General features: G+C 59.6%; 17 protein-coding genes. 8 read left to right on the top strand and 9 right to left on the bottom strand.

Annotation, left to right across the window (positions count from 1 at the left end; translation table 11 throughout):
* Positions 1-312 precede the first annotated feature (312 nt).
* Both K1X71_05265 and K1X71_05260 read right to left on the bottom strand, forming a co-directional pair.
* On the bottom strand, positions 313-1968 hold the full coding sequence (locus tag K1X71_05265) for a HEAT repeat domain-containing protein (protein MBX7072536.1): 1656 nt from the start codon (positions 1966-1968) through the stop codon (positions 313-315).
* Between the two features lie 62 nt (positions 1969-2030).
* A complete protein-coding gene (locus K1X71_05260; GenBank protein ID MBX7072535.1) occupies positions 2031-2663 on the bottom strand; it encodes a hypothetical protein in 633 nt (210 codons plus the stop codon).
* Positions 2664-2930: 267 nt separating this feature from the next.
* Between K1X71_05260 and K1X71_05255 the strand changes: the two genes are divergently transcribed.
* On the top strand, positions 2931-3710 hold the full coding sequence (locus K1X71_05255) for a hypothetical protein (GenBank protein MBX7072534.1): 780 nt from the start codon (positions 2931-2933) through the stop codon (positions 3708-3710).
* Here K1X71_05255 and K1X71_05250 read toward each other — a convergent pair.
* Positions 3707-5002 carry a glucuronate isomerase gene (locus K1X71_05250; protein ID MBX7072533.1) on the bottom strand — a complete coding sequence of 432 codons (1296 nt, stop codon included), beginning with the start codon at positions 5000-5002 and terminating at the stop codon, positions 3707-3709. The two genes, K1X71_05255 and K1X71_05250, sit on opposite strands and share 4 nt — an antisense overlap.
* A gap of 454 nt (positions 5003-5456) precedes the next feature.
* Here K1X71_05250 and K1X71_05245 point away from each other — a divergent pair, with 454 nt between their 5' ends.
* Both K1X71_05245 and K1X71_05240 read left to right on the top strand, forming a co-directional pair.
* Positions 5457-6551 carry a PEP-CTERM sorting domain-containing protein gene (locus K1X71_05245; protein ID MBX7072532.1) on the top strand — a complete coding sequence of 365 codons (1095 nt, stop codon included), beginning with the start codon at positions 5457-5459 and terminating at the stop codon, positions 6549-6551.
* Positions 6552-7260: 709 nt separating this feature from the next.
* Entirely contained in the window at positions 7261-8643 is a 1383-nt protein-coding gene (locus K1X71_05240) for a PQQ-dependent sugar dehydrogenase (protein ID MBX7072531.1), read from the top strand.
* Position 8644: 1 nt separating this feature from the next.
* Here K1X71_05240 and K1X71_05235 read toward each other — a convergent pair whose 3' ends face one another.
* On the bottom strand, positions 8645-9523 hold the full coding sequence (locus tag K1X71_05235) for a phytanoyl-CoA dioxygenase family protein (protein MBX7072530.1): 879 nt from the start codon (positions 9521-9523) through the stop codon (positions 8645-8647).
* Positions 9524-9674: 151 nt separating this feature from the next.
* On the opposite strand from K1X71_05235, the gene K1X71_05230 reads away from it, so the two are divergent.
* Positions 9675-11054 carry an MFS transporter gene (locus tag K1X71_05230; protein MBX7072529.1) on the top strand — a complete coding sequence of 460 codons (1380 nt, stop codon included), beginning with the start codon at positions 9675-9677 and terminating at the stop codon, positions 11052-11054.
* 359 nt (positions 11055-11413) lie between these two features.
* Complete coding sequence (locus K1X71_05225) at positions 11414-13606, top strand: APC family permease (GenBank protein MBX7072528.1); 2193 nt, start codon at positions 11414-11416, stop codon at positions 13604-13606.
* A gap of 46 nt (positions 13607-13652) precedes the next feature.
* On the opposite strand, the gene K1X71_05220 is transcribed toward K1X71_05225, so the two are convergent.
* Positions 13653-15083, bottom strand: a complete 1431-nt coding sequence (locus K1X71_05220; protein ID MBX7072527.1) for a dicarboxylate/amino acid:cation symporter — start codon at positions 15081-15083, stop codon at positions 13653-13655.
* Positions 15084-15205: 122 nt separating this feature from the next.
* On the opposite strand from K1X71_05220, the gene K1X71_05215 reads away from it, so the two are divergent.
* Together K1X71_05215 and K1X71_05210 are read left to right on the top strand one after the other, a co-directional pair.
* Positions 15206-15457, top strand: a complete 252-nt coding sequence (locus tag K1X71_05215; protein ID MBX7072526.1) for a hypothetical protein — start codon at positions 15206-15208, stop codon at positions 15455-15457.
* A gap of 132 nt (positions 15458-15589) precedes the next feature.
* Positions 15590-15790 (top strand): DUF1992 domain-containing protein, encoded by a 201-nt coding sequence (locus K1X71_05210; GenBank protein MBX7072525.1) that lies wholly within the window; start codon positions 15590-15592, stop codon positions 15788-15790.
* 14 nt (positions 15791-15804) lie between these two features.
* Here the strand turns inward: K1X71_05210 and K1X71_05205 are convergent, their stop codons facing one another.
* The 3 genes from K1X71_05205 to K1X71_05195 all read right to left on the bottom strand — a co-directional run bounded on the left by K1X71_05205 (position 15805) and on the right by K1X71_05195 (position 19275).
* A complete protein-coding gene (locus tag K1X71_05205; protein MBX7072524.1) occupies positions 15805-16965 on the bottom strand; it encodes a Gfo/Idh/MocA family oxidoreductase in 1161 nt (386 codons plus the stop codon).
* A 70-nt stretch (positions 16966-17035) separates the two neighbouring features.
* Positions 17036-17965: a sugar phosphate isomerase/epimerase gene (locus K1X71_05200; GenBank protein MBX7072523.1), complete on the bottom strand. Its 930-nt coding sequence runs from the start codon at positions 17963-17965 to the stop codon at positions 17036-17038.
* Between the two features lie 59 nt (positions 17966-18024).
* Entirely contained in the window at positions 18025-19275 is a 1251-nt protein-coding gene (locus tag K1X71_05195; GenBank protein MBX7072522.1) for a hypothetical protein, read from the bottom strand.
* Positions 19276-19521: 246 nt separating this feature from the next.
* On the opposite strand from K1X71_05195, the gene K1X71_05190 reads away from it, so the two are divergent.
* Complete coding sequence (locus K1X71_05190; GenBank protein MBX7072521.1) at positions 19522-20685, top strand: aldose 1-epimerase family protein; 1164 nt, start codon at positions 19522-19524, stop codon at positions 20683-20685.
* A 21-nt stretch (positions 20686-20706) separates the two neighbouring features.
* On the opposite strand, the gene sdhB is transcribed toward K1X71_05190, so the two are convergent.
* A complete protein-coding gene (sdhB, locus tag K1X71_05185) occupies positions 20707-21582 on the bottom strand; it encodes a succinate dehydrogenase iron-sulfur subunit (GenBank protein MBX7072520.1) in 876 nt (291 codons plus the stop codon).
* Positions 21583-21587: the final 5 nt, after the last annotated feature.

The raw sequence follows: 21587 nt of genomic DNA, 5'->3' as shown, positions 1-21587 counted from the left end.
CTTTGCTTAGATTTTTCCGGTTTTTGCGCTAGGCAAACTCGAAACACCGATCTGAATCAGGCAATCGCCTGTAGCCTATTGCAGTGCCTACCGCAGCGTATATTCGATGGCGTCGGGGTTGACTTGGGGGGACGGTCGTTCGCAATATCGGCAGCGAGCAGCGATCGTCAAATGGTCGCGAATAGCGAGCCACTTTGCGGCTCGCAGCAAATGCGAAGAGTGATTCGCGACCGCTAGTCGATAAGTATTCGACGGTCACGCCTGCGGAGACTTGGCTGCCCGAGGCGCCGGTTCAAGTCCCAGGTCGATTTGCTACGCGCCTTGACCGATCGCTGCGATAGCTTGCTCGGCGGCTTGCCGAACAGCCGAATCGCGATCGTGCAGCAACTGCTCGAGCGCGGGAAGGCTGGCTGCTGCTTTGGGACCAATCCGCCCCAGTGCCGCCGCCGCCTCGCGACGGACGACTTCGCGCGAGTCGGTGAGCGCCTCGGTCAGCGCGGGAACCGCCGCCTGGATGATTTCGGCGTCGTCAGGGGTGATTTGCAACAGCGCCCACAATGAGATCAAACGAGCCCGAGGGTCGGTGGAGCTCAACAGTTCACGCAAGCGCGGGATTGCCGCCTTGGCTGTGGGGCCAATCTTGCCGAGCGCGAAGATGGCTGCGCGTTGCAACGTGGGGTCGTCCATCGTGAGCAACTGCTGGGCCTCGACTTCGAAAGTTTTGTCGAGGCCGCCACTGCCCGCCAGCGCGATGAGCGCTTCGGTCAACAGTTCATGGTCGGCCTTGTCTCCCTTTTTGATTTCGCCGCGGATCAAGGCAACCAAAGCTGGGGCCGCGGACTTGGCGCCCGGCCCCAGGCGAATCAGCGTTGCTAGCGCCACCGGACGCAACTCGGATTGCTGGAGCGCGTCGACTAATTTGGGCGTTACTTGTGGGCCAAGCGAAACAATGGCATCGATGACGTTTCCGCGTACGGCAGGATTGGGATCTTTGAGCAGCTTGATCAGCGCGGGCAGGACTATTTGAGGATCGGCCTTCAATTCGGCCAATCCTCGGGCGGCGCCTTGTCGCAAACGCTCATCCTTAGAGCCGAGCGACTGAACCAGCGTCTCGACGGCCTGATGTACCGTGGCCGGGTCTTTGGGGTAAATTCGAGCCAAGCCCCAGTAGGCCAGCATCTTAAGAAACTCATCGGGCGTCTTTTGCAACTTGCGCAGCGCATCGGTGGCCTTGGGAGAGGCGATGTTGCCTAGCGCGAAAGCGGCGGCATATTGAACTCCGATCTCTTTGGCTTGGAGTTGCTTGAGGATGGCCGGCACTGCGGACTCGGCGGAGGCTCCAATTTGGCCGAGCGCGATCAGCACTTGCAATCGGACCTCAGGACGTTCATCGGCGAGCGCTTTAGCTAGCGCCGGCGCCGCGTCCTTGGCTTCGGGTCCGAGCTCGCCGAGCACTATCGCCGCCCAATAGCGGACATCACGATCAGCGAGCTTTTCCACCATCAATGGAACGGAGCGCTTGCCTCCACGCACGAATAATTCGATCAGCGGCGCCATTGCGTCGGGATCGACCGCGCTGGTCGCGCCCATCGACGCGGCCATTGCCTCGGAGGGATCGGGCGCCAATGCGCGCAGAGTTGTCGCCGCGGCAGTGCGTACGCGGCCATCGGAATCGGACAGATTCTCGACTAATTCGGCGACTAATTTTTCCGACACGCGCGGCGCGTCTTCCAAGGCATGTGCTGCGTAGGCGCTGACTAGTGGATCTTCGTCGTCAAGCGCCGTGATGAGCGCATGCGCCTCTTGATCGGTGAGTTTTTCTTTCTGCCATAAGGCGCGCGCAGCGGCCGCTCTGGTGGCCGGTTCTTTGCTGGCCAGGTCTTCCACAGGGCCGGCGATCGCCGTGGAAAGCGGCGCGGCCAACAAGAGGACCATCATCGCGGCAGTGAGACAACGGCGTACCGACATGAAGGATTCCTTGCAGGAGTGGCTCAATTCACAAAGTCGCGCAGTGATGTCGCCACGAATCGTTAGTTGATTTGCGCTTCGTGCGCCAAGCTAGTGATGAAGTTCCGAGCGCGGAGATAGTCATTGGCGCTGTAGTTGCGGATATCGGCTTTCAGCGCCGATAGCATGCCCCCTGTCAGATCGCGCACTTGGTTGAACTGCTGCACGGTCAGATCGCCGCCAGCCGCTGCCCGATCGCGAAACAGCACATCCAAGGGATCGCGATATTCTCCAAAGCGATCGTCGCGGAGCACCGCTGGCCAGGAGATTGCGCCAGTGACGGGATCGTAGTCGGACGTGCGCAATGGATTGGGGGCGCGATCGCGGGCAATCGAGGCAAGCTGCTCGCTGCTCAGCGGCGGCCGGCGAACCGATTCTTGATAGGCGCGATTGATGGCTCGCTTGTTGAAGAATGTCTCGGTGGCCTTGATCTGATTGTCCAAGTTGGCGCTTACGGCCTCCTGGCCAATCACTGCCGCCTGTGCATTCATCACGTTGGCCATGCCGGCCGAGCGCGTCAGATCCGCCATGCCGCGGGCATAGCCCTCGGCGGCCGTACTGGCGTGCCAACCGCCATAGTTTCCCCAAAACTGGGCTCGCGTCTCGCCCGCACAGGCGATTATTGCCAACGCCGCTATTGGAATTGCGCAACGCATCCTTGATCGATCCCAACAAGTACCAGGAGAAATGACAGTTAACTACAGCCTAATGCAACATTTGGCTTGATTCCACTAGCCGCATAGTTTGTGCCAATCAGGGCCTTGCGCATCGCGTTTGACGCGGTTGGCAATGCTCGACTTGGAGGGTATTCGCTCGGATTGACGGTCGGTTGCAGCAGCAGACCGATCGATTGACAGCATCCCTACTGGCGATACAGTCAACCGCGAAATGGCCGTATGAATCGGAAATCGGAGGATCCACTGGTGCACAAGCGATTCAAACAACTCTTGGCCGAGGGACGGGTCGTCAAGGTTTTCTCAATGGCCCGATTTGTTCACCCTGTAGTGATTGATCTGTTTGCGGTCGGGGGCGGCTTCGACGGATTTTGGCTGGATCAAGAACACGGGGGGCTGACCTATGAGCAAGTGTGCGTTGGCGCCGTATGCGCTCGGGCAAACGACATGGACTGCTTCGTGCGCCTGGCGCCCATTAGCTATGCCCATGTGACGCAGGCCTTTGAGGCGGGGGCGGGGGGCGTGATGGCGGCGCGCGTCGAATCCGCGGCGCAGGCCGAGGAGTTTGTGCGATGGACCAAGTTCGCGCCGCGCGGCAATCGCGGCATGAACACGGGGGGTCGCGACGCGCTGTTCACACACAAGTCGCAGAAGCAATTTGCCGAAGAGGCCAATCGCGATCATCTCGTAAGCATCCAGATCGAAATGCTGGGCGCCCTGGAAGAGGTAGAGCAGATCGCGGCGATTGACGGCGTGGATCTGCTGTTTATCGGCCCAAGCGATTTGTCACAGGCTCTAGGTCATTTGGGCGAGGTAACACATCCAAAAATCTGGGAAGCGGCGGAACGCGTCGCCGCAGCGTGCCGGCAGCACGGCAAGTATTGGGGGATCTTGCCATCGGACGATGAGACGACCGCCCGCGCATTGCGAATGGGCGCGAAGTTTCTCATTATTGGCGGCGACGTGCAGTGCATGAAGCGCGGTATCGAGTCACTCAAGCAGGCGTTTCCAAGCGCCTTGAGCGGCTAGCGAGCCGTTCGATCGGGAAAAATCCGCTGCACGTTGTCGCAAAGCATTGTGCGGGCCAATTGAAGCGCTCGCTCTTCGCTCCACTCGCGATCGATTACGAAGCGTTCGGCCAGTACCTTAGCCAATATGCGCTTGTACATGGCGAATTTGGGCAGTCCAAACTCCAATTTATACATGTCGCTGTAGTACCCGATCTGCTTGGTTTGCGGCACGGCCTCGAGCCGAGCGGCGCAATCGCGTTCGATGAATTCGGGGGTGTTCGAGTACCACCAGTGCCCGTTGGCGACGACGTTCGGAAAGATCCAACTGTACGCGACCAACTCTTGGTTTGTAACGCTGGCCAACACGGAAATAGGGAAGGTCACCTGCGGGAACGCGTTGAAAAGATCGCGATACTGGATCAGTGATACTCGGCTGTCGAACAGGTCTTGGCCTTGATGCACGCCGGCCGAGTAGACCGCGCGATTGACACCGATCATCAAGTCGAATGGCAATTGGTGCTCGGCGCAGAATTCGGCGAGCGTCCAGAAGACGTGGTTCGCGAGGAGCAGTCGTTGCTCGGGAGTCGCGTCGTCGCCGCTACGCAGCACTTGCGATAGCGCCGATTCGACCACGGCTCCCGTGACACGCCGCGGAGCAAAATCGGGGGGTAACGAGATAGCGCATGCGCGAGCGCCGTGTGATACGAAGTGATCAAACAGTTTGCCGATGGCGGAACGCAGCGTGGCGGAATCGACAACCGCGCCGCCGGCGGCGCGCTGCAGTCTCTCGCGCACCGCGACTTTGGAAATGTGGAACACCAGATCGTCCGTCCGCAGGCACGGGATGTAAACGCTGGTGTCGAAGCCCGAGAGGGGATCGTCGAAGTCGTTGGTGAGGAAGACGGCCGACAGACGGCTTTGTCGCAGGACCTGGTTGGCCCAATCGGCCGAACGCATCTTGTCCAACGAAGCGGCGTAGAGCGACTCCCAGTTCTGCAGGGTCAAGCGGTCGCCTGTGAACCCAAAGAAACGCTGACACATCTCGATGAGCCAACTGTACTGCACGGTGTTTTCGATGGGCGCCAAACCGGCCACGATCCGTCGCACTTTCTCCGCGGGTTCGATTCCGGCTTCCTCAATGAACTGGCGCGGCGTTCCAGCGGAATGGGCAAGCTCGGTGTAGTAGTGGTAGCCCAGAATGTCGGCGAGCGTTGCGGATGCTGGCGCCAGTGGGTTGATATGGGTATGGGGATCAACCAAGCTCAGGTCGTTGATTTCTGTAAACAGACGCTGGATAAGGGATTGCGACATTGGCCTATGGGTTTTGAGGGAAATGAACGGCAATGTTGGCGGCACAAAGGGGTGCAACGTGCGGTCCCCCTGTGGAACGAGAGTTTCAGCAACCTACCTAGTGAAATGTTTTTTTCCAGACTTTTTTCTTGACTTCGGAGAGACGGCACGAGAGACTAAGCCCCGTATGACCCTCACAAGGGGTAGTTCAAACGGTTTGCCGCCGAGAAACGGCGACATCGCGTTTGGTTGGACATCGTTTCGCAACTTGTCTTCGAGTTTTTCGCACTGATTCGATCGGACGAATCGTTCAAAGGAGTCGCTAATGAGTTGGACAATCCGTCGCGTGTGCCTGCCTTTGATGGCAGTCGCCGCAATTGTCGTGTTACCTGGTACGGCACTCGCCATACCGCTCACTTTTAATGGCACGCAGACTAATACTGCTCCGCCATTTCATGCTCCGGCTCCTACGGACGTGAGCGTCTTCACGGGGGATTTCAATCTTGCCCCTGGTTCTCAGATCACCGTAGCCGCTGATATCGATTTCAGCTTTCGCACTTCGGTTGCACTGGGCTCGTTGACCATCGATGGCGATCTGAATGTACCGAGTCAAACGCAGTCGATTAGTCTCTTGGGCGGCGGATTGAAGATCAACAATCCGGTTACCGGCAGCGCGGAGTTGACGCTTTGGGATCAACAGACCGGCGGATTTGATCCAGGTGGCGACGGGAGCAACCCGAGTCCTGCCACGTTCCCGCCATCGGTATTGACGGGCGCCGACCTCACGAACTTGAACGTCACACTGGTTCAGCCAGGTGGTCCCACAGCGACCAGCAACACTCTGACTATCAACGGGTCAGGTGGCATTCCGATCAGCTTGTTCGGATTGGACCTGGGTTCGATTCCGGTCGACGCGCAGCTTAACGGTAGCGCGACGGCTGGCATCAATTCGCTTGGGTACACTCAGACCAGCGGCGATGGGCTTTCGGGACCAGGTTCGCCTGGAACGCCGCTCAATCAGACTTCGTCGTACGGCATGAACTTCGGTAATTGGGGGACTCTGAACGGCGGACTGAACGCCAATATTGGCGGTAACCTGGATGTCGACATCCTTGGCCTAAATGTTGGCAGCTTTAACATCAATCTTCCGCAAACGTTCAACATTAGCGAATCGACTCCGCTGCCAGGCTTGGCAACGCTCGCGGATTTGCAGCCCACCAGCTACGATGTCGTGAACTACGATGACCTGCAGGCCACCTTTGGACTGTTACCAGGTGGATCGGGCATCTTGAACATCGACTTCCCGCTGTCGACTTCGGGGACTGCCGCTCTAACGACAGTAACGACGATCACCACAACCTTGGCCGGTGTGGGGGTGACGATCACGGCGAATGTCACTGGTACGGTGACCTTCGGCATCGTTGCCACCTTGCAGGCCTCGAACCTTGGCTACCAGTTGCAAGACTCGGTGGCTGGCGTGGTGGCGCCCGAGCCCGGCAGCATTGTGCTGCTGTTCTTGGGCCTGGCCAGCGCGGCGCCGCTGATGCTGCGTCGGTTCCGCAAGCGTTAGTCCTTTCCGATTCGTCCTCGGATTGTCCAGCGACGGTCGGCGTCTTAATGGCGTCGACCGTCGTTTTTGTTTTTATAGCGACCAAATTGTGAAGTTCGTGCCAATGCGCTCATCCGTTTGTGGTGTTCTGGGATTTATCGCGCTGGCGCTGGCAGCGGCGCAATGCGGCGCGGCTGATCTTGTGTATGTCAAGAAAGATTCGCGTCGGGCCACGCGGAACGCCTCACTTTCGGCATCCCGCCCGCTGGCACCCGCGCAAAAATGGTGGCTCCTGGGACCGTTTGACAATGCCGGCAATCAGAATTTCAAGCGAGCACTGCCGCCGGAACTGGCGACTGACCTCAACGCCGAATATGACGGCGCGGGCGGCAAGATTCGGTGGCAAGAAGTTCGCTTGCCCGACGGGCGCGTAAACAGCGTCCGGCGATTCAAACGCAACGATGATGCGCTGTGTTATCTGTACCGCCAAGTGGAGATGCCCGAGGCAGCGACCGTGCGAGTGTCGCTCGGCAGCAGCGAGGGCATGACGCTGTGGCTTAATGGCGAGCAGTTGTTGTCAGTGTCGGAGAGTCGGATCGCGGCGCTGGCGAACCAGGATTTTGTCACTTTGCATCTGCGGCCAGGGGCTAACGATTTGCTCATCAAGTTGCCGCGACCGGGCAAGGGAGGCTGGGCCTTCTATTTTGAGCCAACGCTGGAGCAGCGATTGTTGGTTAAGCTCGATCGCCAGCTTGATCGCGATTTTCCGCCCACTGGTGAAGCTCGTTTTTACCGCATTGAGGCGTTGCCGCTACCGGATGGCGAAGTTCTTGAAGTCGGGGCCCTAGCATTCCGTGCGAATGGCGATCTTTTTATCGCTTCGCGACGTGGCGACATCTGGTTGGTTCAAAATCCAACTGCGGAAGATGTCGATCAGATTCAGTACAAACTGTTTGCGCGCGGGCTACACGAGGTGCTGGGCCTTAGCGTTGTAGGGGATGTGCTCTATTGTGTGCAGCGCCCTGAACTGACGGCATTGACCGATACCGACAATGACGGCGACGCCGACGTGATCCGAGCCGTGAGTGATCGATTCGGGATCTCCGGCGACTATCACGAATACGCTTACGGCCCAGTTTGTGATGCGGCGGGCAATTTTTTCCTCACGCTCAATCTCAGCCTTGGTAGCGGCGCCGGCTCTAAGTCGGCCTATCGCGGTCAGGTATTGCGAATCAGCCCCGACGGCTCGATTACGCCGTGGGCCGTTGGTTTGCGCAGTCCAAATGGAATCAACCTAAGTCCTGATGGACGGCTGTTTGTCACCGACAACCAAGGAGAATGGATTCCCACCTGCAAGCTGCAGGAGGTTCGACGAAACGAGTACTACGGACATCCGGGTGGCCTACGTTACTGGCCCGCTTCCGTAGATGGGCAAACACCTCCGGTGATTCCGCCCGCGGTCTGGTTTCCATTTGGACTGAGTCGCTCGGCCAGCGAGCCAGTCTGGGATACCACCGCGGGGCGCTTTGGCCCGTTCGCTGGGCAATGTTTTGTAGGGGAACTCACCAACTCAGCAATCACGCGTGTCGCTCTGGAAGAAGTGCACGGAAGAATGCAGGGCGCATGCTTTCCGTTTCGCCGCGGATTTGCCTGCGGAGTGAACCGTCTGGCCTTTGCGCCCGACGGCAGCCTATTCGTTGGGGAGACCAACCGAGGTTGGGGGTCGCTTGGCGGCCAGACACAAGGTGTCGAACGCGTAGTGTTCACGGGGCAAATGCCGTTCGAAATTCATTCCATGCAAGCCACCGCTGATGGCTGGATTGCGCGATTCACTGAAGCGATTGACGCAAGCCGGGCAATGGATGAGAAGAACTACCTGGTCGAGTCGTACCACTACCATCACTGGGACACGTATGGGTCGCCGGAGATCGGTCGCAAACAACATCCGTTCCAAGCCGAACCTGTCGATGGCGATCCGACTCGCGTGCGGCTAACCGTGGAGCAGCTTGAAACCGGACGGGTCTACCACATCCGCATGACGGGAATGCGCAATGCAAACGGCGACTCTCTGGCGAACGACGACGCCTACTACACGCTCAACGCGCTGCCATGAGTCATGACGCTGGCGAGTAAAGCAGCGGAAAGAATTGGCCATTCAGTGGCTGGCCGCTGGCAATGGGCGGCACGCCGGCCAGCAATTGCTCGGCTGAATCGGAGCACACGCCGTCGCGGACCACATTGATCACCGCCGCGCGGCGGGGGCGATCAACACTGTTGGCCTGAGAGCCATGCACTAAGAGCGGGTGATGGAACGCGGCTTCACCTTTTTTCAGCTCGATATGAACCGGCCGAAACTGGTCTAGTTGTTCCGCGGTCAACACTTCGCGGAGCGATTCCATGTCGCCGGCAAGCGCGGGCATCGGCAATAGCGGCCAGCGATGACTACCCGACACGTATTGCAGGCACCCATTTTCGCGAGTGGCGTCGTCCAGGCCAATCCAACAGGTCAAATGCGCCATAGGCTTCGTGCGCGTCCAATAGGAGTAGTCTTGATGCCAGGCGACCACGCCGCCGTGTCTGGCGGGCTTACAGAACAATTGATCATGCCAAAATCGCACCGCCCCGCCCAGAAGTTGCGATGCAGGCACGGTGAACGCAGGGTTCCACAACAGGTCGTGAAAACCGGGCGCGATCCGCCACGCGCCTAGCGCGTGGAATAGCACTCGGTTGGGATCGGTCGACTCATTGGTGTGAAATTCGTAGAAAAGCTCGTTGCCCGGATGACGAGGATTGGCCAATTCCGCGAGTTCGCAGCGAAGTGCATCGACTTGTTGGTCGTCCAACACGCGAACTGGGGCCACGTAGCCAAACTCCTCAAAATGCGCGACTTGCTCCTCCGTGAGCCGATATCGAGCAGTTTGCTCAGCACATTCAGCGCGCGCGAACAGATTGCTGATTGGCGCATGCACTTGTGACAAGTCGCGAGCGGCCATTGATGTTCTCCAGTGGTTGCCTTTTGAGTGTTGTAGCAAGTGTCTCACAACTTTGAAGCGCCGCACGATGCGGGTTGCATCGTCAGTTCCGCGCGGTCACCATAGGGCCTTTGTCGGTTCCGCAATCGTCAATCAATTTATTGAGCTCGCCATGCCACCAGCATCCCTTCCACCCTCGTCGAATACCATCCGTGGCGCTGGCGGCCATTGGACTCGCGAGCTGACTCGATATCACTGGTTCGTGCTGGCAGTGGCCGCCTTGGGATGGCTCTTCGACACGATGGACCAGCAATTGTTCGTGTTCGCGCGCAAGCCGGCGATCACAGAACTCATGAAGCTGGCCCCCTCCGATCCCAAAGTCGATGAATATGGCAGCTTTGCCACCGCGATCTTCTTGATTGGCTGGGCCTCTGGCGGCATTGCGTTCGGCATCTTGGGCGATCGCATTGGCAGAGCCCGGACGATGATGCTGACGATCTTGGTTTACTCCATGTTTACCGGGCTCAGCGCGCTGTCGCGCGGTTTTTGGGACTTCGCCTTCTATCGATTTTTGACCGGATTGGGAGTCGGCGGCGAATTTGCCGTGGGAGTGGCGCTGGTGGCGGAAGTGATGCCTGACCGCGCGCGTCCGTTTGCTCTCGGTTTGGTGCAAGCATTGTCGGCCGTGGGCAACGTCACGGCGGCGGTGCTCGGCATCACCTTTAGCCAACTAGAACAGTCAGGGGCCGTGGGCAGTTCTTGGCGATATCTGTTCGTCATCGGCACGCTGCCGGCGCTCCTGGCGGTGGTGATTCGCGCGCGACTGAAAGAGCCGGATCGATGGAAAGCGGTGGCGGAGAGCGGTAGCGCTCAGAATAAACGCCTCGGCTCGTTTGGCGAATTGTTTGGCGACCCGGTATGGCGGCATCACGCATTGGTCGGCGTGGCGCTGGCATTCTCGGGCGTTGTGGGATTGTGGGGTATCGGGTTCTTCTCGCCCGACTTGCAGCGTTCTATTTTCCGCAAGACGTTCGAAGCGCAGGGCCTGCCCGAGGATGTCATTCGCGGCAAGTTGGGCACGTGGACCGGGTTTAGCCTGGTGTTGCAGAATATTGGCGGTTTCTTTGGCATTTATGCCTTCAGCCGCGTCTCGCAGCGCATTGGGCGCAAACCCGCGTTCGCAATTTCGTTTGTGGCGGCAATGCTCAGCACAGCGGGGGTGTTTTGGTTCATGAACGATTTCTGGGACATCTTTTGGATGGTCCCGATCATGGGATTTTGCCAATTGTCGTTGTTTGGCGGCTACGCGATCTACTTTCCAGAGCTTTTTCCCACGCGCCTGCGCAGCACTGGCACCTCTTTCTGTTACAACGTCGGCCGTTTTGTGGCGGCGATCGGACCGCCGATTCTTGGCCTATTGACCAGCCGAGTGTTTGTCGACCAACCCGAGCCAATGCGTTATGCCGGCGTCACCATGTGCAGCGTGTTCTTAATTGGACTTTTGGCGCTGCCGTTCGCTCCCGAGACACGTGGCAAGCCACTGCCGGAGTAGTAGCGAAACACAAGTACTGCGATCCGCAAGTGCTTATGCATAGGCAGGTTGCAGCACAACTACGCATGCCGGCTGAGACGCGTTATAATTCCAAACCATGTTGAACTATTCTTGTGTGGCCGCGATTGGCGAGCCATTTAGCACCAGTGCTTTCCGCGAGTCGCACGCGGCGTGGAGCACGCCGCCAAACCTTTTCCCAAAGGGCGCCCTATTCGGCCCGTTTGCGACTCGCACGTCTCCCGCGTAGGGATGGACGATCCAAAATCTGCGCCAACGATTGCTGATTCAGCGCGTCGAATTCGGCGCACGCCCGCGCAAGCGATGCTTACCATAGACGCGATTCGGAGCTTGATCCGCCGATGAACAATTCTCAGAGCGCCCCTCAAGAACCATCGGACGATGGCGGCGGCGCCAAGGAAGAACCACTGCCTAGTCCGGCGAAGCACACTTCGAACGCTGGCGGCGCGGCAGCGCAGAGCAGTTCCGAACCGGCGACCGAAGTGCATGTGCCCGAGGCCGCTGAGCTAGGTGTGGAACAAGAGGTGCCGGATGAACCAGAACCGCAACTTTCGGATCGGATAAAGAATCTATTCATAGGCAAGCCGCGCGATCTGGCCGATCGGGCCGTCTACTCGCATATCTCGCTCGCCGCATTCTTGGCCTGGGTGGGACTTGGCGCCGATGGCCTCTCGTCGAGTTGTTACGGACCGCCCGAAGCCTTTGCGCATTTGGTGAGCGTCCAGCACGGCGACCACACCTATCTGGCGATCTTTCTGGCGCTGGCGACAGTGGTCACGGTGCTGGTGATCTCAGCCTGCTACAGCCACATCATCGAAGTCTTTCCGGCCGGCGGCGGCGGCTATCTAGTGGCCTCCAAGTTATTGGGTCCGCCCGTGGGGGTAATCTCTGGCAGCGCTCTAATCGTCGACTATGTGCTGACCATCACGGTATCGATTGCCGCCGCGGGAGATGCGCTGTGGGGATTTGTCCCGCCCGATTTCGAGTCTCTCAAATTGCCCACGGAGTTTGGGGCGATTCTCTTGTTGATCGGCCTGAACCTGCGAGGGCTGAAAGAAACCATCACGTTTCTATTGCCGATCTTCATCACATTTCTGGTCACGCATGTGATTTTGATTGGCGGCAGCATCGGCAAACATCTGCCGGAAGCGGTGGCGACATTTCAGCGCATCGGCGTCGATGTGCAAGAGAACCTGGCCGATCCCAAGATCGGCTTCTGGGTGATGATGGGACTGCTCCTGCGGGCATATTCGTTGGGCGCGGGCACCTATACGGGAATCGAGGCGGTCTCGAATAGCATGCCCGTGATGCGCGAGCCTCGCGTGGCGACCGCCAAACGCACCATGTTGTATATGGCGTTCTCGTTGGCAATCACCGCCGGCGGTTTGATGGTGGCCTATCTGTTGCTTGGCATCCGGCATAGCGACGGTGGCAAGACGATGAACTTCTTGCTTACCGAGCAGTTCATCAAAGAAACGTTTGGCTTTGGCGTCGTGGGCACGCCGCTGCTTTGGATCACCATCTTTTCCGAGGCGCTGCTTTTGTTCGTGGCCGCGCAGGCCGGCTTCATCGACGGCCCGCGGATCTTGGCGAACTTGGCGCAGGACAATTGGGCGCCGCACTGGTTTGGCAGCCTTTCGGAACGCCTGGCCACGCACAACGGCATCATCATCATGGGCGGCGCCGCGCTGGCCGCGCTGTGGTACACCGGTGGCAACGTGACGACGCTGGTCATCATGTATTCGATCAACGTCTTTTTGACGTTTTCGCTGTCAATGATCGGAATGCTTCTGTATTGGTGGCGCCGTCGCAATCGCAGCCCAGTCGCGACCCGACGCTTGGCGCTATTTGGGGTTGGCGCGTTGTTCTGCCTGTCGATCTTGTGCGTGACGGTGTATGAAAAGTTCTTCGAAGGCGGCTGGCGCACACTGTTCGTCACCGGCGCCTTAGTGGCGGCGTTCTACTGCACGCGCGCGTACTACAACAGTGTCAACCGCCGACTCAAAAAGCTCGACGACTCGCTGGGCAAGATCGCGCCGCCCAATCGGCCACCCAACACCGATCCGCCCGACCCAGGCCAGCCTGCGGCGGCCATCCTGGTTGGCGGCTATAGCGGCCTGGGAGTGCATACATTGCTCAACGCGGTGCGTTTTGCGCCCGGATACTTCAAGAGCGTGATCTTCATCTCCGTCGGAGTGGTCGACACCGGCAATTTCAAGGGGGCCGACGCTGTGGATGGGTTGCGCGATTTCACCGAGGAGACGCTCAAAGAGTACATCACGCTGGCGCAAAAGCTGGGTTTGCCCGCAACCAGCTATATGTCGATCGGCACCGATCCGGTGGACGAACTGGAAAAGGTGTGCCTGGCGGTCAAGAAGGACTTCCCGCAGGCGATGTTCTTCGCCGGCCGACTGATGTTCCGCCGCGACTCGTGGTATCAACGGTTGTTCCACAATCAGACTGCATATTCGCTGCAACATCGGTTGCAATGGGATGGCATCCCGATGACGATTCTGCCGACTCGCGTGCGCTAGCGCCGCACGCAGATGCGCCACAGGCGCGACGGCGGCATTGCGAGCATCATGATACTCTTGATGACTCAGGCTCGCTGGCTGGTTCGCCTCGGCTGACGCAGGCGGCAATCGCCAGGTCGCCGACTACGTTGAGCACGGTGCGGCACATATCGAGCAAGCGATCGACGCCGAGGATGATGCCAATCCCCTCGGCCGGCACTTTGACCGTGCGCAGCACGATCACCACCAGCGGCAGCGAGCCACCGGGCACTCCCGCGGTGCCGATGCCGGCCAGCACCGACATCAGCACGACCTTGATCTGATCCAATAGCGACAGATCGACACTGTAGACTTGCGCGAGAAAGAGCACCGTCACGCCTTCGTACAGCGCGGTGCCGTTCTGGTTGCCGGTCGCGCCCACGGTAAGCACGAATTGCCCGACCTCGCGCGGAATTCCCAGCTTCTCGCGCGCCACGCGCAGCGACGTGGGGAGCGTGGCGTTGGACGATGAGGTGCCGAAGGCGGTATACACCGCTTCGCTGATATCGCGAAAAAACGTGAGCGGGCTGCGGCGCGCGAGCAAGGCGAGAACCGCCGGATAGACGACCAAAAGTTGCAACCCCAGCCCCAATAGCACCGTCGCCACGTACCAGAAGAGCGTTTGCAGGATATCGAGGCCCAAGCGGGCCGTCACCGCAAACACCAGGCAGCCGACCGCCACCGGGGCAATGCGCATGGCAAAGCCAATCACCGTCATGCTCACGTCGAACAACCCTTCTAGCACACGAACCAGTGTTTGCGTGCGCTCGGGCGACACCGATAGCGCCACTCCAAACACCAGCGCGAAGAACATCACGCTGAGCATGCCATTGCCCTTGGACGTGCCATCGATCGCGCCGGACATCTCCTGCAGTGGGTTCTCGGGGATCATGTCGAGCAGGATGTCGCCCAGCGATTTGGCCTGCGAGGCGCGGGCCTCGACCGTTTCCGCGGTTTTCTTGTAGGGGGCCTGTAACGCCGCGCGCTTTTCCGCGCTGAGCTGTTTACCGGGCTCGATCCAGTTAACCAGGATCAGGCCGATCGTAACCGCTGAAAGGGAGAGAATCGCGGTGTACCCCAGCGTTTTGAGCCCCACTCGCCCCAATCGGCGGACATCTCCCAGTTCGAGCACGCCCAGCGATAGCGCGGAGAACACCAGCGGCAACACGACCATGAGCACCAAGCGCAAGAACACGCGGCCGAGCGGATCGGCCACGCGCGAGGCGAACCAATCAAGTCGGTCGTCCACATGGTTGGCATCGGTGTCCTGGCGCTCCTGGAGATTGACTCCGCTGGTGGAGAGCACCGGCACGTTCGGACGCGAGTACACCCAATTGGCGGCCAGCCCCACGAGGGCCCCGATCACTAGTCCCAGCAAGATCTTGGTATGCAGCGGAATCCGGCGGCGCGGGCCAGAGCCGGCGACATGCAAAGTATTGTCAGTTTCGATGGGCGTCATCGTATCAGAGCTGTTTGGGGTGAAGGCAAAGTATTTGGGCCCGTGACCGCCGACACAGTGTACGCGACCAAGGGCATGGTTTTTCGTGAACAGAGAATTTTCTTCGTAAGGAGTCCTCACCGATGAAACGAGTATTGTTGATCCTGGCAGTCGTGGCGGCGGCGTTTGTGCTGGCGCCCGGCACGAGTGAAGCGGGGCAGTATTATCACGTGCCTCAATATCGCGCTCCTCGTGTGCGCGTCGCGCGGCGCATGGCGGTGGCGCCGGTGATTATTGTCGGTTCGCCGGTCGCGCCCTACATCTACCGTTATGGCTACGGCATGATCCCGGTTTGGAACGCGCAGGGGCTTGGTTTTCGCACCTATGGCTTCTGAGAGGGAGCGGTCCGTTTCGCGGCGCGATTCCTGGCGAGGAAACAGGGGTCGCGCCGCACTTGCCGTACTCGCTATGGTCGGGAGTAGAATGCCTGCGCGACCATTTCAGCCCTGAATCAGGAGCGATGCGACATGGCGGCCGAAATGTGGACCGAGCGGGCGCTGCAGATCGTGGCCGAGGACAAGATTCGCGCGGCGATCGAGCGCGGAGAGTTCGACAACCTGCCTGGCCTTGGCCAGCCGCACCCAATCTGTGATGAACTGTACGATCCCTTGTGGTGGATCCGGCGCAAGCTGAGGCAAGAGGCCCTCACGCCGAAGTTACCGCAGTAGATACGGCAAGAACGCTACGCGCCAACTTCCACCCAGCGGCCACTCTTGGCGCTCTCCAGCACTGCGTCGCAAACTTTCTGCGTGTGCAGCGCGGAGCGGAAATCGGGCTGGGCTGGCTGGCCGGTTTCCAATCCCTTGAGGAAGTCGGCCAGCGCGTTGGTAAAGGTGTGTTCGTAGCCAATGGTGCAGCCGGGCACCCACCAGCGATCCATGTAGGGGTGCTCGGAGTTGGTGACATGCACCTTCTGCCAGCCGGTGAGATGTCCTTCGACTTTTTGCCCACTCTTGGGATCGGCGTATTTGAAGTATTGCAAGTACTGCGGATCTTCGAGGTCGAAGAACACACTTCCCTTTTCGCCATTTAGTTCAAAGGTGTTGTAGTTCTTGCGGCCACGAGCGTAGCGGGTGCTTTCGAACGTGCCCATCGAGCCGTTCTTGAAGACCGCCAGGAACATGCAGGCGTCGTCGATGGCCACTGGTTGCTTCTTGCCCGTCTCGACGTGCATCCGCTCTTTGACGAAAGTCTCGGTGGCGGCGGTGACCCGCGCAATGGGGCCGTTGAGCCATTCGGCGGTGTCGATCGAATGCGCGAGCAGGTCGCCCGTCACGCCAGAACCGGCGACGGCGGCATCGAGTCGCCACAGCGCGGCCCCCCCTTGCGGCACATCTTCTGCGATGGTCCAGTCTTGCAAGTAAGTCGCGCGATAGTGGAACGGACGGCCAATGCGGTCCTCGTCGACCAGTTGCCGGGCCAGCGAGATGGCTGGGACGCGGCGATAGTTGAACCACACCATGTTCGGCAGGCCCGCCTTTTCGATGGCGGCGACCATTTGCTCGGCCTCGGCCACATTCATGGCGAGGGGCTTCTCGCAGAGGATCATCTTGCCCGCCGCCGCGGCGGCCAGCGCGATCTCCAGGTGCGTGTTGTTTGGCGAGCCGATGTCGATCAGGTCGATGTCTTTGCGCGCGACGAGCTTGCGCCAATCAGTCTCGTATGACTCATAACCCCAGTTCGCGGCGAAGTCCTTGATCTTCTGTTCGTTGCGGGCGCAGCAGGCGGCCAGCACAGGCTGACGTTCTAGCTGGAAAAACTTGCTCACCTGTCGATAGGCGTTGGAATGCGCGCGACCCATGAAGCCGTAGCCGATCATTCCGATGCGAAGTGGTTTGGCCATGAAAGATCAATCCTGGAGTTCGATTCTCAGTTTCCGCTGCGGGCCGCAATCGCGCCCCTACGAACGCTGATTAACCATATTTTTTATTCAACTCGTCGATTGCGGCTTTGCACTTGGCGGTCGCCTTCCAGGCGTCGGGCCAAAAGCAAAGGTCGATCGTCCACCAGTCGTCGGGGCTGCCAGCGGCGACAATCGCCGGCATCAGATCGTCGAAGTCCAAATTGCCCTCGCCGAACGGCGGGTGCGTGCTGGTGTGATTGTCATGCAGGGAGCCGTCGGAGTCGATCAGATGCACGCGGCCGATCTTGCCTTTGAGCTTTTCCGCTAACTCACGGGCGCCTCCCTTGAGCGTTTCGCGCGCGCCAGGCTGCCGCGAACCGTGCCCTGCCACCATGTTGGCGTGGCAGGTGTCGTACATGACCATGAAGTTGTCGTGGTTCACCGCGTCGAGCACGCGGAACACGTCGCTCGGCTTGTTGAAGGCGAAGCCGGGCTCGAACTCCCACACCACCCGCACGCCATGGTCGGCGGCGTGCTGGGCGCACTTGCGCCAGGTGTCGGCGACTCGCTTGAGAGCCGCGCTGTAATCGATGCGCTCGGGCTTGGCGGGCTCTCCCTCGATCTGTCCTAGCACGCCGGGGTCTTCGGTGGTGTCGACGCGAATTACTTCGATGCCCAGATCGTTGCAGAACTCCACGTTCTTTTGAAACGTGGCCATGTACGAACTATCGTCCTTGGCGGTGATCAGCTTTTCGCTCCAGAGGTCGGCGGCCAACCCGCTGCAGCCCATCCCGCGCGACTCCCATAACTCGCGAACTTGGGCCCGCTCTTCTTTAGTCTTCTGCAGGTCGGGATTGGGATGGACGCCGAAGCCGCCGAGTTCGAGCCCATTGAACTTCAGATCGTGCAGCTTGCTCACCACCTCGGTAAACGGAACCGGCTTATCGGCATAAGGCCCGATGGAGTAGGCCCAGGTGCCAATCGAAATGCGTTTTGCCATGGAGTCATCCGATCGTTTGCGGTGATTTTTCTGGTCGGTTGAGCGCCGCGCCTGGCGACCTACTGCTTACGGTAATCGCCGACGTTGGGCAGGCTCTTGTGTGTGTTAGGGCCAAAATAGCGGAGCGACACCAAAGGTTCGGAGCCGGTGTTTTCCACTTCATAGCCGGCGTTGGCCGCGTCGTGGGTGATGAACACCTCGTCAGTCGTTTCGGCGCCAAAGCGGATCATTGCCGGCGTTTGCAATTCAAGCTTGCCAATTCGGCCGCGACCCTGCACGGTGATCCAACCGCTGGCGCCGGCATCGGTGATCTTGCACTTTGCGCCGGGGTCGACCGTCAGTTCCTTGGCGCTGAAGAGTTGCTCGCCGTCGATCTTGCCGTAGACGATCCAGCGATCGGTGTGGCCGGCGTCGCTTTGCGACTTGTCGACGATTGGCTCCAGGTAATTGTGCTCCTTGAAGTGCGTGTCGACGTTCTTTTCCCAATCGAGTTGGGAGATAATGAAGTCGAGGTCGTGATGCTTCTCTTTGGGCACGTCCTTCACAAGCAGGGACCACGGCACTTCGCGCCCTTCGACCAGCGACTGGAACATGCCAAAGACATCGGAACCCCACTGCGGCTCGTAAGTGCAAAGCGAGCCTGGGGCATGCAGCACGCCCGGCGGTATCAACCAGCCGGTGCCGCGCTTCAGTCGATGAGCGCGCGACAGATCAAGAATGCCATTGTCGCCACGCGCCCAGTTCTCCAGGCAGCGGCGCACATCATCCTTCGTGGTGCCCGGTTCCAAGCCCATGAAGGTGTAGGCGAAGTTGTTGTCCACATTGTTGAGCTGCGGCGGAAAATAGTAGCTTTCGGGCTTGCCTTCCTGTCCTGTGAGCTTGGCGTGCTCGAAGCTCTGGTGCATGTGGTGCGGGATGGGCCCCATGTTGTCAAAGAACTTGGAGTACACCGGCCAGCGGTGGTACTTGTCGAACATGGTTTTGCCAATCAGCTTAGCGCCGGCCTCGGCCACGGCATGCAAAAGCTGAAAGCGTTTGCCTTCGAAGGTGACGTAGCTCAGACCTTCGTCGGGCACACGGCCTTCGTTGGCCGCCTCGGTGGTGCTGGCGAACCAGCGTTCGTCGATTCCGCCGCGATGGGCACCATAGGCATACCAATCGTGAGGATGCAGTTTGATGCGCTTGCCGGGGTGTAAAAAGCTACGCGGCACCCAGTTGGGCGCCAGCCGCAAGATGCCTTGGCCAGCGTCCAAGGCGCGATTCAGGATACTGCCCACGTTGTCTTTGGCGACGACCGTCGAAGTGCTCATCGAGGGAATAGGCTCCACACGGGTTGGCCAGAGACCCCAACCGGTCGACTGGCAAGGAAATATACGCGGCATGCCCGGGGCTAAAGCGCCGCAGGCACAAGCAGTCAAAGTCCCTGTTTTAGTGCTGCGCGCGAGCGGTCGCAAGCAGTGGAACTGCGGCGAGAATAGTGGCCAGAAGGGCTCCAGTCGGCTAGATTCTCGGCAACCAAAAGAAAATTTGAATCGCAAGTAAGGAAGGCACTGCCGATGGCCGCCAATAGCTGGAAGATTTTTGACGCCGACCACGGAGTTTATCCGGATGAACTAAAACTCGGCCCGCCGGAACTGGGGCCGGGCTGCGCGATTCACAAGCGCACTCTGCGCGGCGGCGCCAGCGCCGGGGTCGACGTGGTGGAAGTGAACAACGGCCGCTTGAGCTTTGGCGTGTTGCCTACTCGCGGCATGGGATTGTGGCGGGCCGAGCTAGGCAGCCTGAAGTTGGGTTGGAACTCCCCCGCCAAGGGGCCCGTAAACCCGGCATATGTGCCGCTGTGGGAGCCGAGCGGCTTGGGTTGGCTGGCCGGCTTCGACGAGCTCATGTGCCGCTGCGGCTTGGAATCGAACGGCGGCCCGGTGCATGGCGACGATGGCCAATTGAAATACCCGCTGCATGGAAAGATCGCGAATACGCCGGCGCATACTGTCAGCGTTTCTGTGGATCGCGAGGCGGGAGAGATCGTCGTGGAGGGGATTGTCGACGAGGCGCGGATTTATCATCCGAAGCTGCGGCTGATTTCGCAGGTGCGAACGCGGATCGACTCGCCGAGTTTGACGATTGTCGACCGCGTGATCAATCTGTCGGCTGAGCCGGCCGAGTTGCAACTTTTGTATCACACCAATTTTGGTCAGCCGCTCTTGGATGAAGGCGCCAGGGTGGTGGCCCCGGCCAAGACGGTTGTGCCACAAACGCCACGCGCTGCGGAAGGTTACAAGACTTGGGACAGCTATGCCGGGGAAACACCGGGCTTCACCGAGCAGGTTTACTTTTTGGAGTTATTGGCCGACGCCAACGACCAGACCGAGGCGCTATTGCGCAACGCGCACGGCAACCACGGCGTGAGCCTGCGATTCACCCGCAAACAGTTGCCGTACTTCACTCTTTGGAAGAGCACGCAGGCGACCGAAGATGGCTACGTGACCGGACTCGAACCGGCAATCAATCTGCCAAACGATCGCGTCTATGAAGGCAAGCACGGTCGGGTAACCAAACTCGCGCCACATGAGGAGCGAACCTACCAAATGGAGATCGTCGCCCATGGCGATGCCGAGGCGGTGGCGCAGGCCGAAGAGCGGATACGCAAACTGCAAGGCAGCGCCAAACCGATTGTGTTCGACAAGCCACAGCCGGGCTGGTCGGTCGCGGGCGGGTGACGCAGCGGATCAATCGCTTCGTTAACGCCCAAACCACTGCTTGATTTTGTATACGGTTGTGGTGCGGCCGGCGATGCCGATTGCTGTGCTGTTAGGAATCAGCTTGGGGCAGACCACGACGCAATTTTGAGCGTTGCCGCAGACCTGGACTCCACCCGGGCTGGCGAGCGCCTCAAGCCGCTCCGCGGAATTCATTCGCCCCGTGGGATTTGAATTGAAGAGCACGGCCTGGTTCATGGCATGGGCGCCAATGAAGCCGGTGTCGTAGGCTTCGTTCTCGCGCGCGCGATGCTCATCGTCGGTTTCGCCCTCACGCTTTTCGACGTCGATCTTGCCGTACTGCGGGCAGGCGTCGAGGCAACAACCACAACTCATGCACTGACTGAACGAATAGGCCAGTTGTTGCTCGTCTGGAGATTGTCGTGGTCCAGGCCCCAGGTCGTAGTAGCCGTCGACCGGATTCCAAGCGCGGACGCGCTCCAGTGCCCGGAACAGACGACGACGGTTGACGACTAGGTCGCGGACGACCGGGAATTTGGTCATGGGGCGCAGTTCGATCTGCCCAGGCTCGTCTTCGAGGAGCCGATCGACCAAAGCGGTGCATGCCTGACGGACGCGGCCATTGATGACCATGGTACAGGCGCCGCAGACTTCTTCCAGGCAATTGCAATCCCAGGCAACGGGGGTAACCGCGCGACCATCGAGCGTTTCGCTTTGGGCCGCGATCCGCTGCAGCACGCTAATGACGTTCATATCGAGCTCGCGGGTCACACGATGCCGTTCCCAATAGCTGGGCTCGCCCGGGCTGTCTTGCCGTAGCACGCGCACTTCGAAGTCGCGCGCCGCGCCGCCGTGACCATGACTGTCGTGAGCGTTTCCGTTATGCGAATGACTCATCGTCT

The organism is Pirellulales bacterium, assembly GCA_019694455.1.
Lineage (GTDB): Bacteria > Planctomycetota > Planctomycetia > Pirellulales > JAEUIK01 > JAIBBY01.
This window is presented reverse-complemented; position numbering and strand designations above follow the sequence as displayed.

Excerpts from the sequence above, each read along its gene's own strand:
- K1X71_05265 (MBX7072536.1), bottom strand. The coding sequence starts at position 1,968 with ATGTCGGTACGCCGTTGTCTCACTGCCGCGATGATGGTCCTCTTGTTG.
- K1X71_05260 (MBX7072535.1), bottom strand. The coding sequence starts at position 2,663 with ATGCGTTGCGCAATTCCAATAGCGGCGTTGGCAATAATCGCCTGTGCG.
- K1X71_05250 (MBX7072533.1), bottom strand. The coding sequence starts at position 5,002 with ATGTCGCAATCCCTTATCCAGCGTCTGTTTACAGAAATCAACGACCTG.
- K1X71_05235 (MBX7072530.1), bottom strand. The coding sequence starts at position 9,523 with ATGGCCGCTCGCGACTTGTCACAAGTGCATGCGCCAATCAGCAATCTG.
- K1X71_05230 (MBX7072529.1), top strand. The coding sequence starts at position 9,675 with ATGCCACCAGCATCCCTTCCACCCTCGTCGAATACCATCCGTGGCGCT.
- K1X71_05225 (MBX7072528.1), top strand. The coding sequence starts at position 11,414 with ATGAACAATTCTCAGAGCGCCCCTCAAGAACCATCGGACGATGGCGGC.
- K1X71_05220 (MBX7072527.1), bottom strand. The coding sequence starts at position 15,083 with ATGACGCCCATCGAAACTGACAATACTTTGCATGTCGCCGGCTCTGGC.
- K1X71_05215 (MBX7072526.1), top strand. The coding sequence starts at position 15,206 with ATGAAACGAGTATTGTTGATCCTGGCAGTCGTGGCGGCGGCGTTTGTG.
- K1X71_05210 (MBX7072525.1), top strand. The coding sequence starts at position 15,590 with ATGGCGGCCGAAATGTGGACCGAGCGGGCGCTGCAGATCGTGGCCGAG.
- K1X71_05205 (MBX7072524.1), bottom strand. The coding sequence starts at position 16,965 with ATGGCCAAACCACTTCGCATCGGAATGATCGGCTACGGCTTCATGGGT.
- K1X71_05200 (MBX7072523.1), bottom strand. The coding sequence starts at position 17,965 with ATGGCAAAACGCATTTCGATTGGCACCTGGGCCTACTCCATCGGGCCT.
- K1X71_05195 (MBX7072522.1), bottom strand. The coding sequence starts at position 19,275 with ATGAGCACTTCGACGGTCGTCGCCAAAGACAACGTGGGCAGTATCCTG.
- K1X71_05190 (MBX7072521.1), top strand. The coding sequence starts at position 19,522 with ATGGCCGCCAATAGCTGGAAGATTTTTGACGCCGACCACGGAGTTTAT.
- sdhB (MBX7072520.1), bottom strand. The coding sequence starts at position 21,582 with ATGAGTCATTCGCATAACGGAAACGCTCACGACAGTCATGGTCACGGC.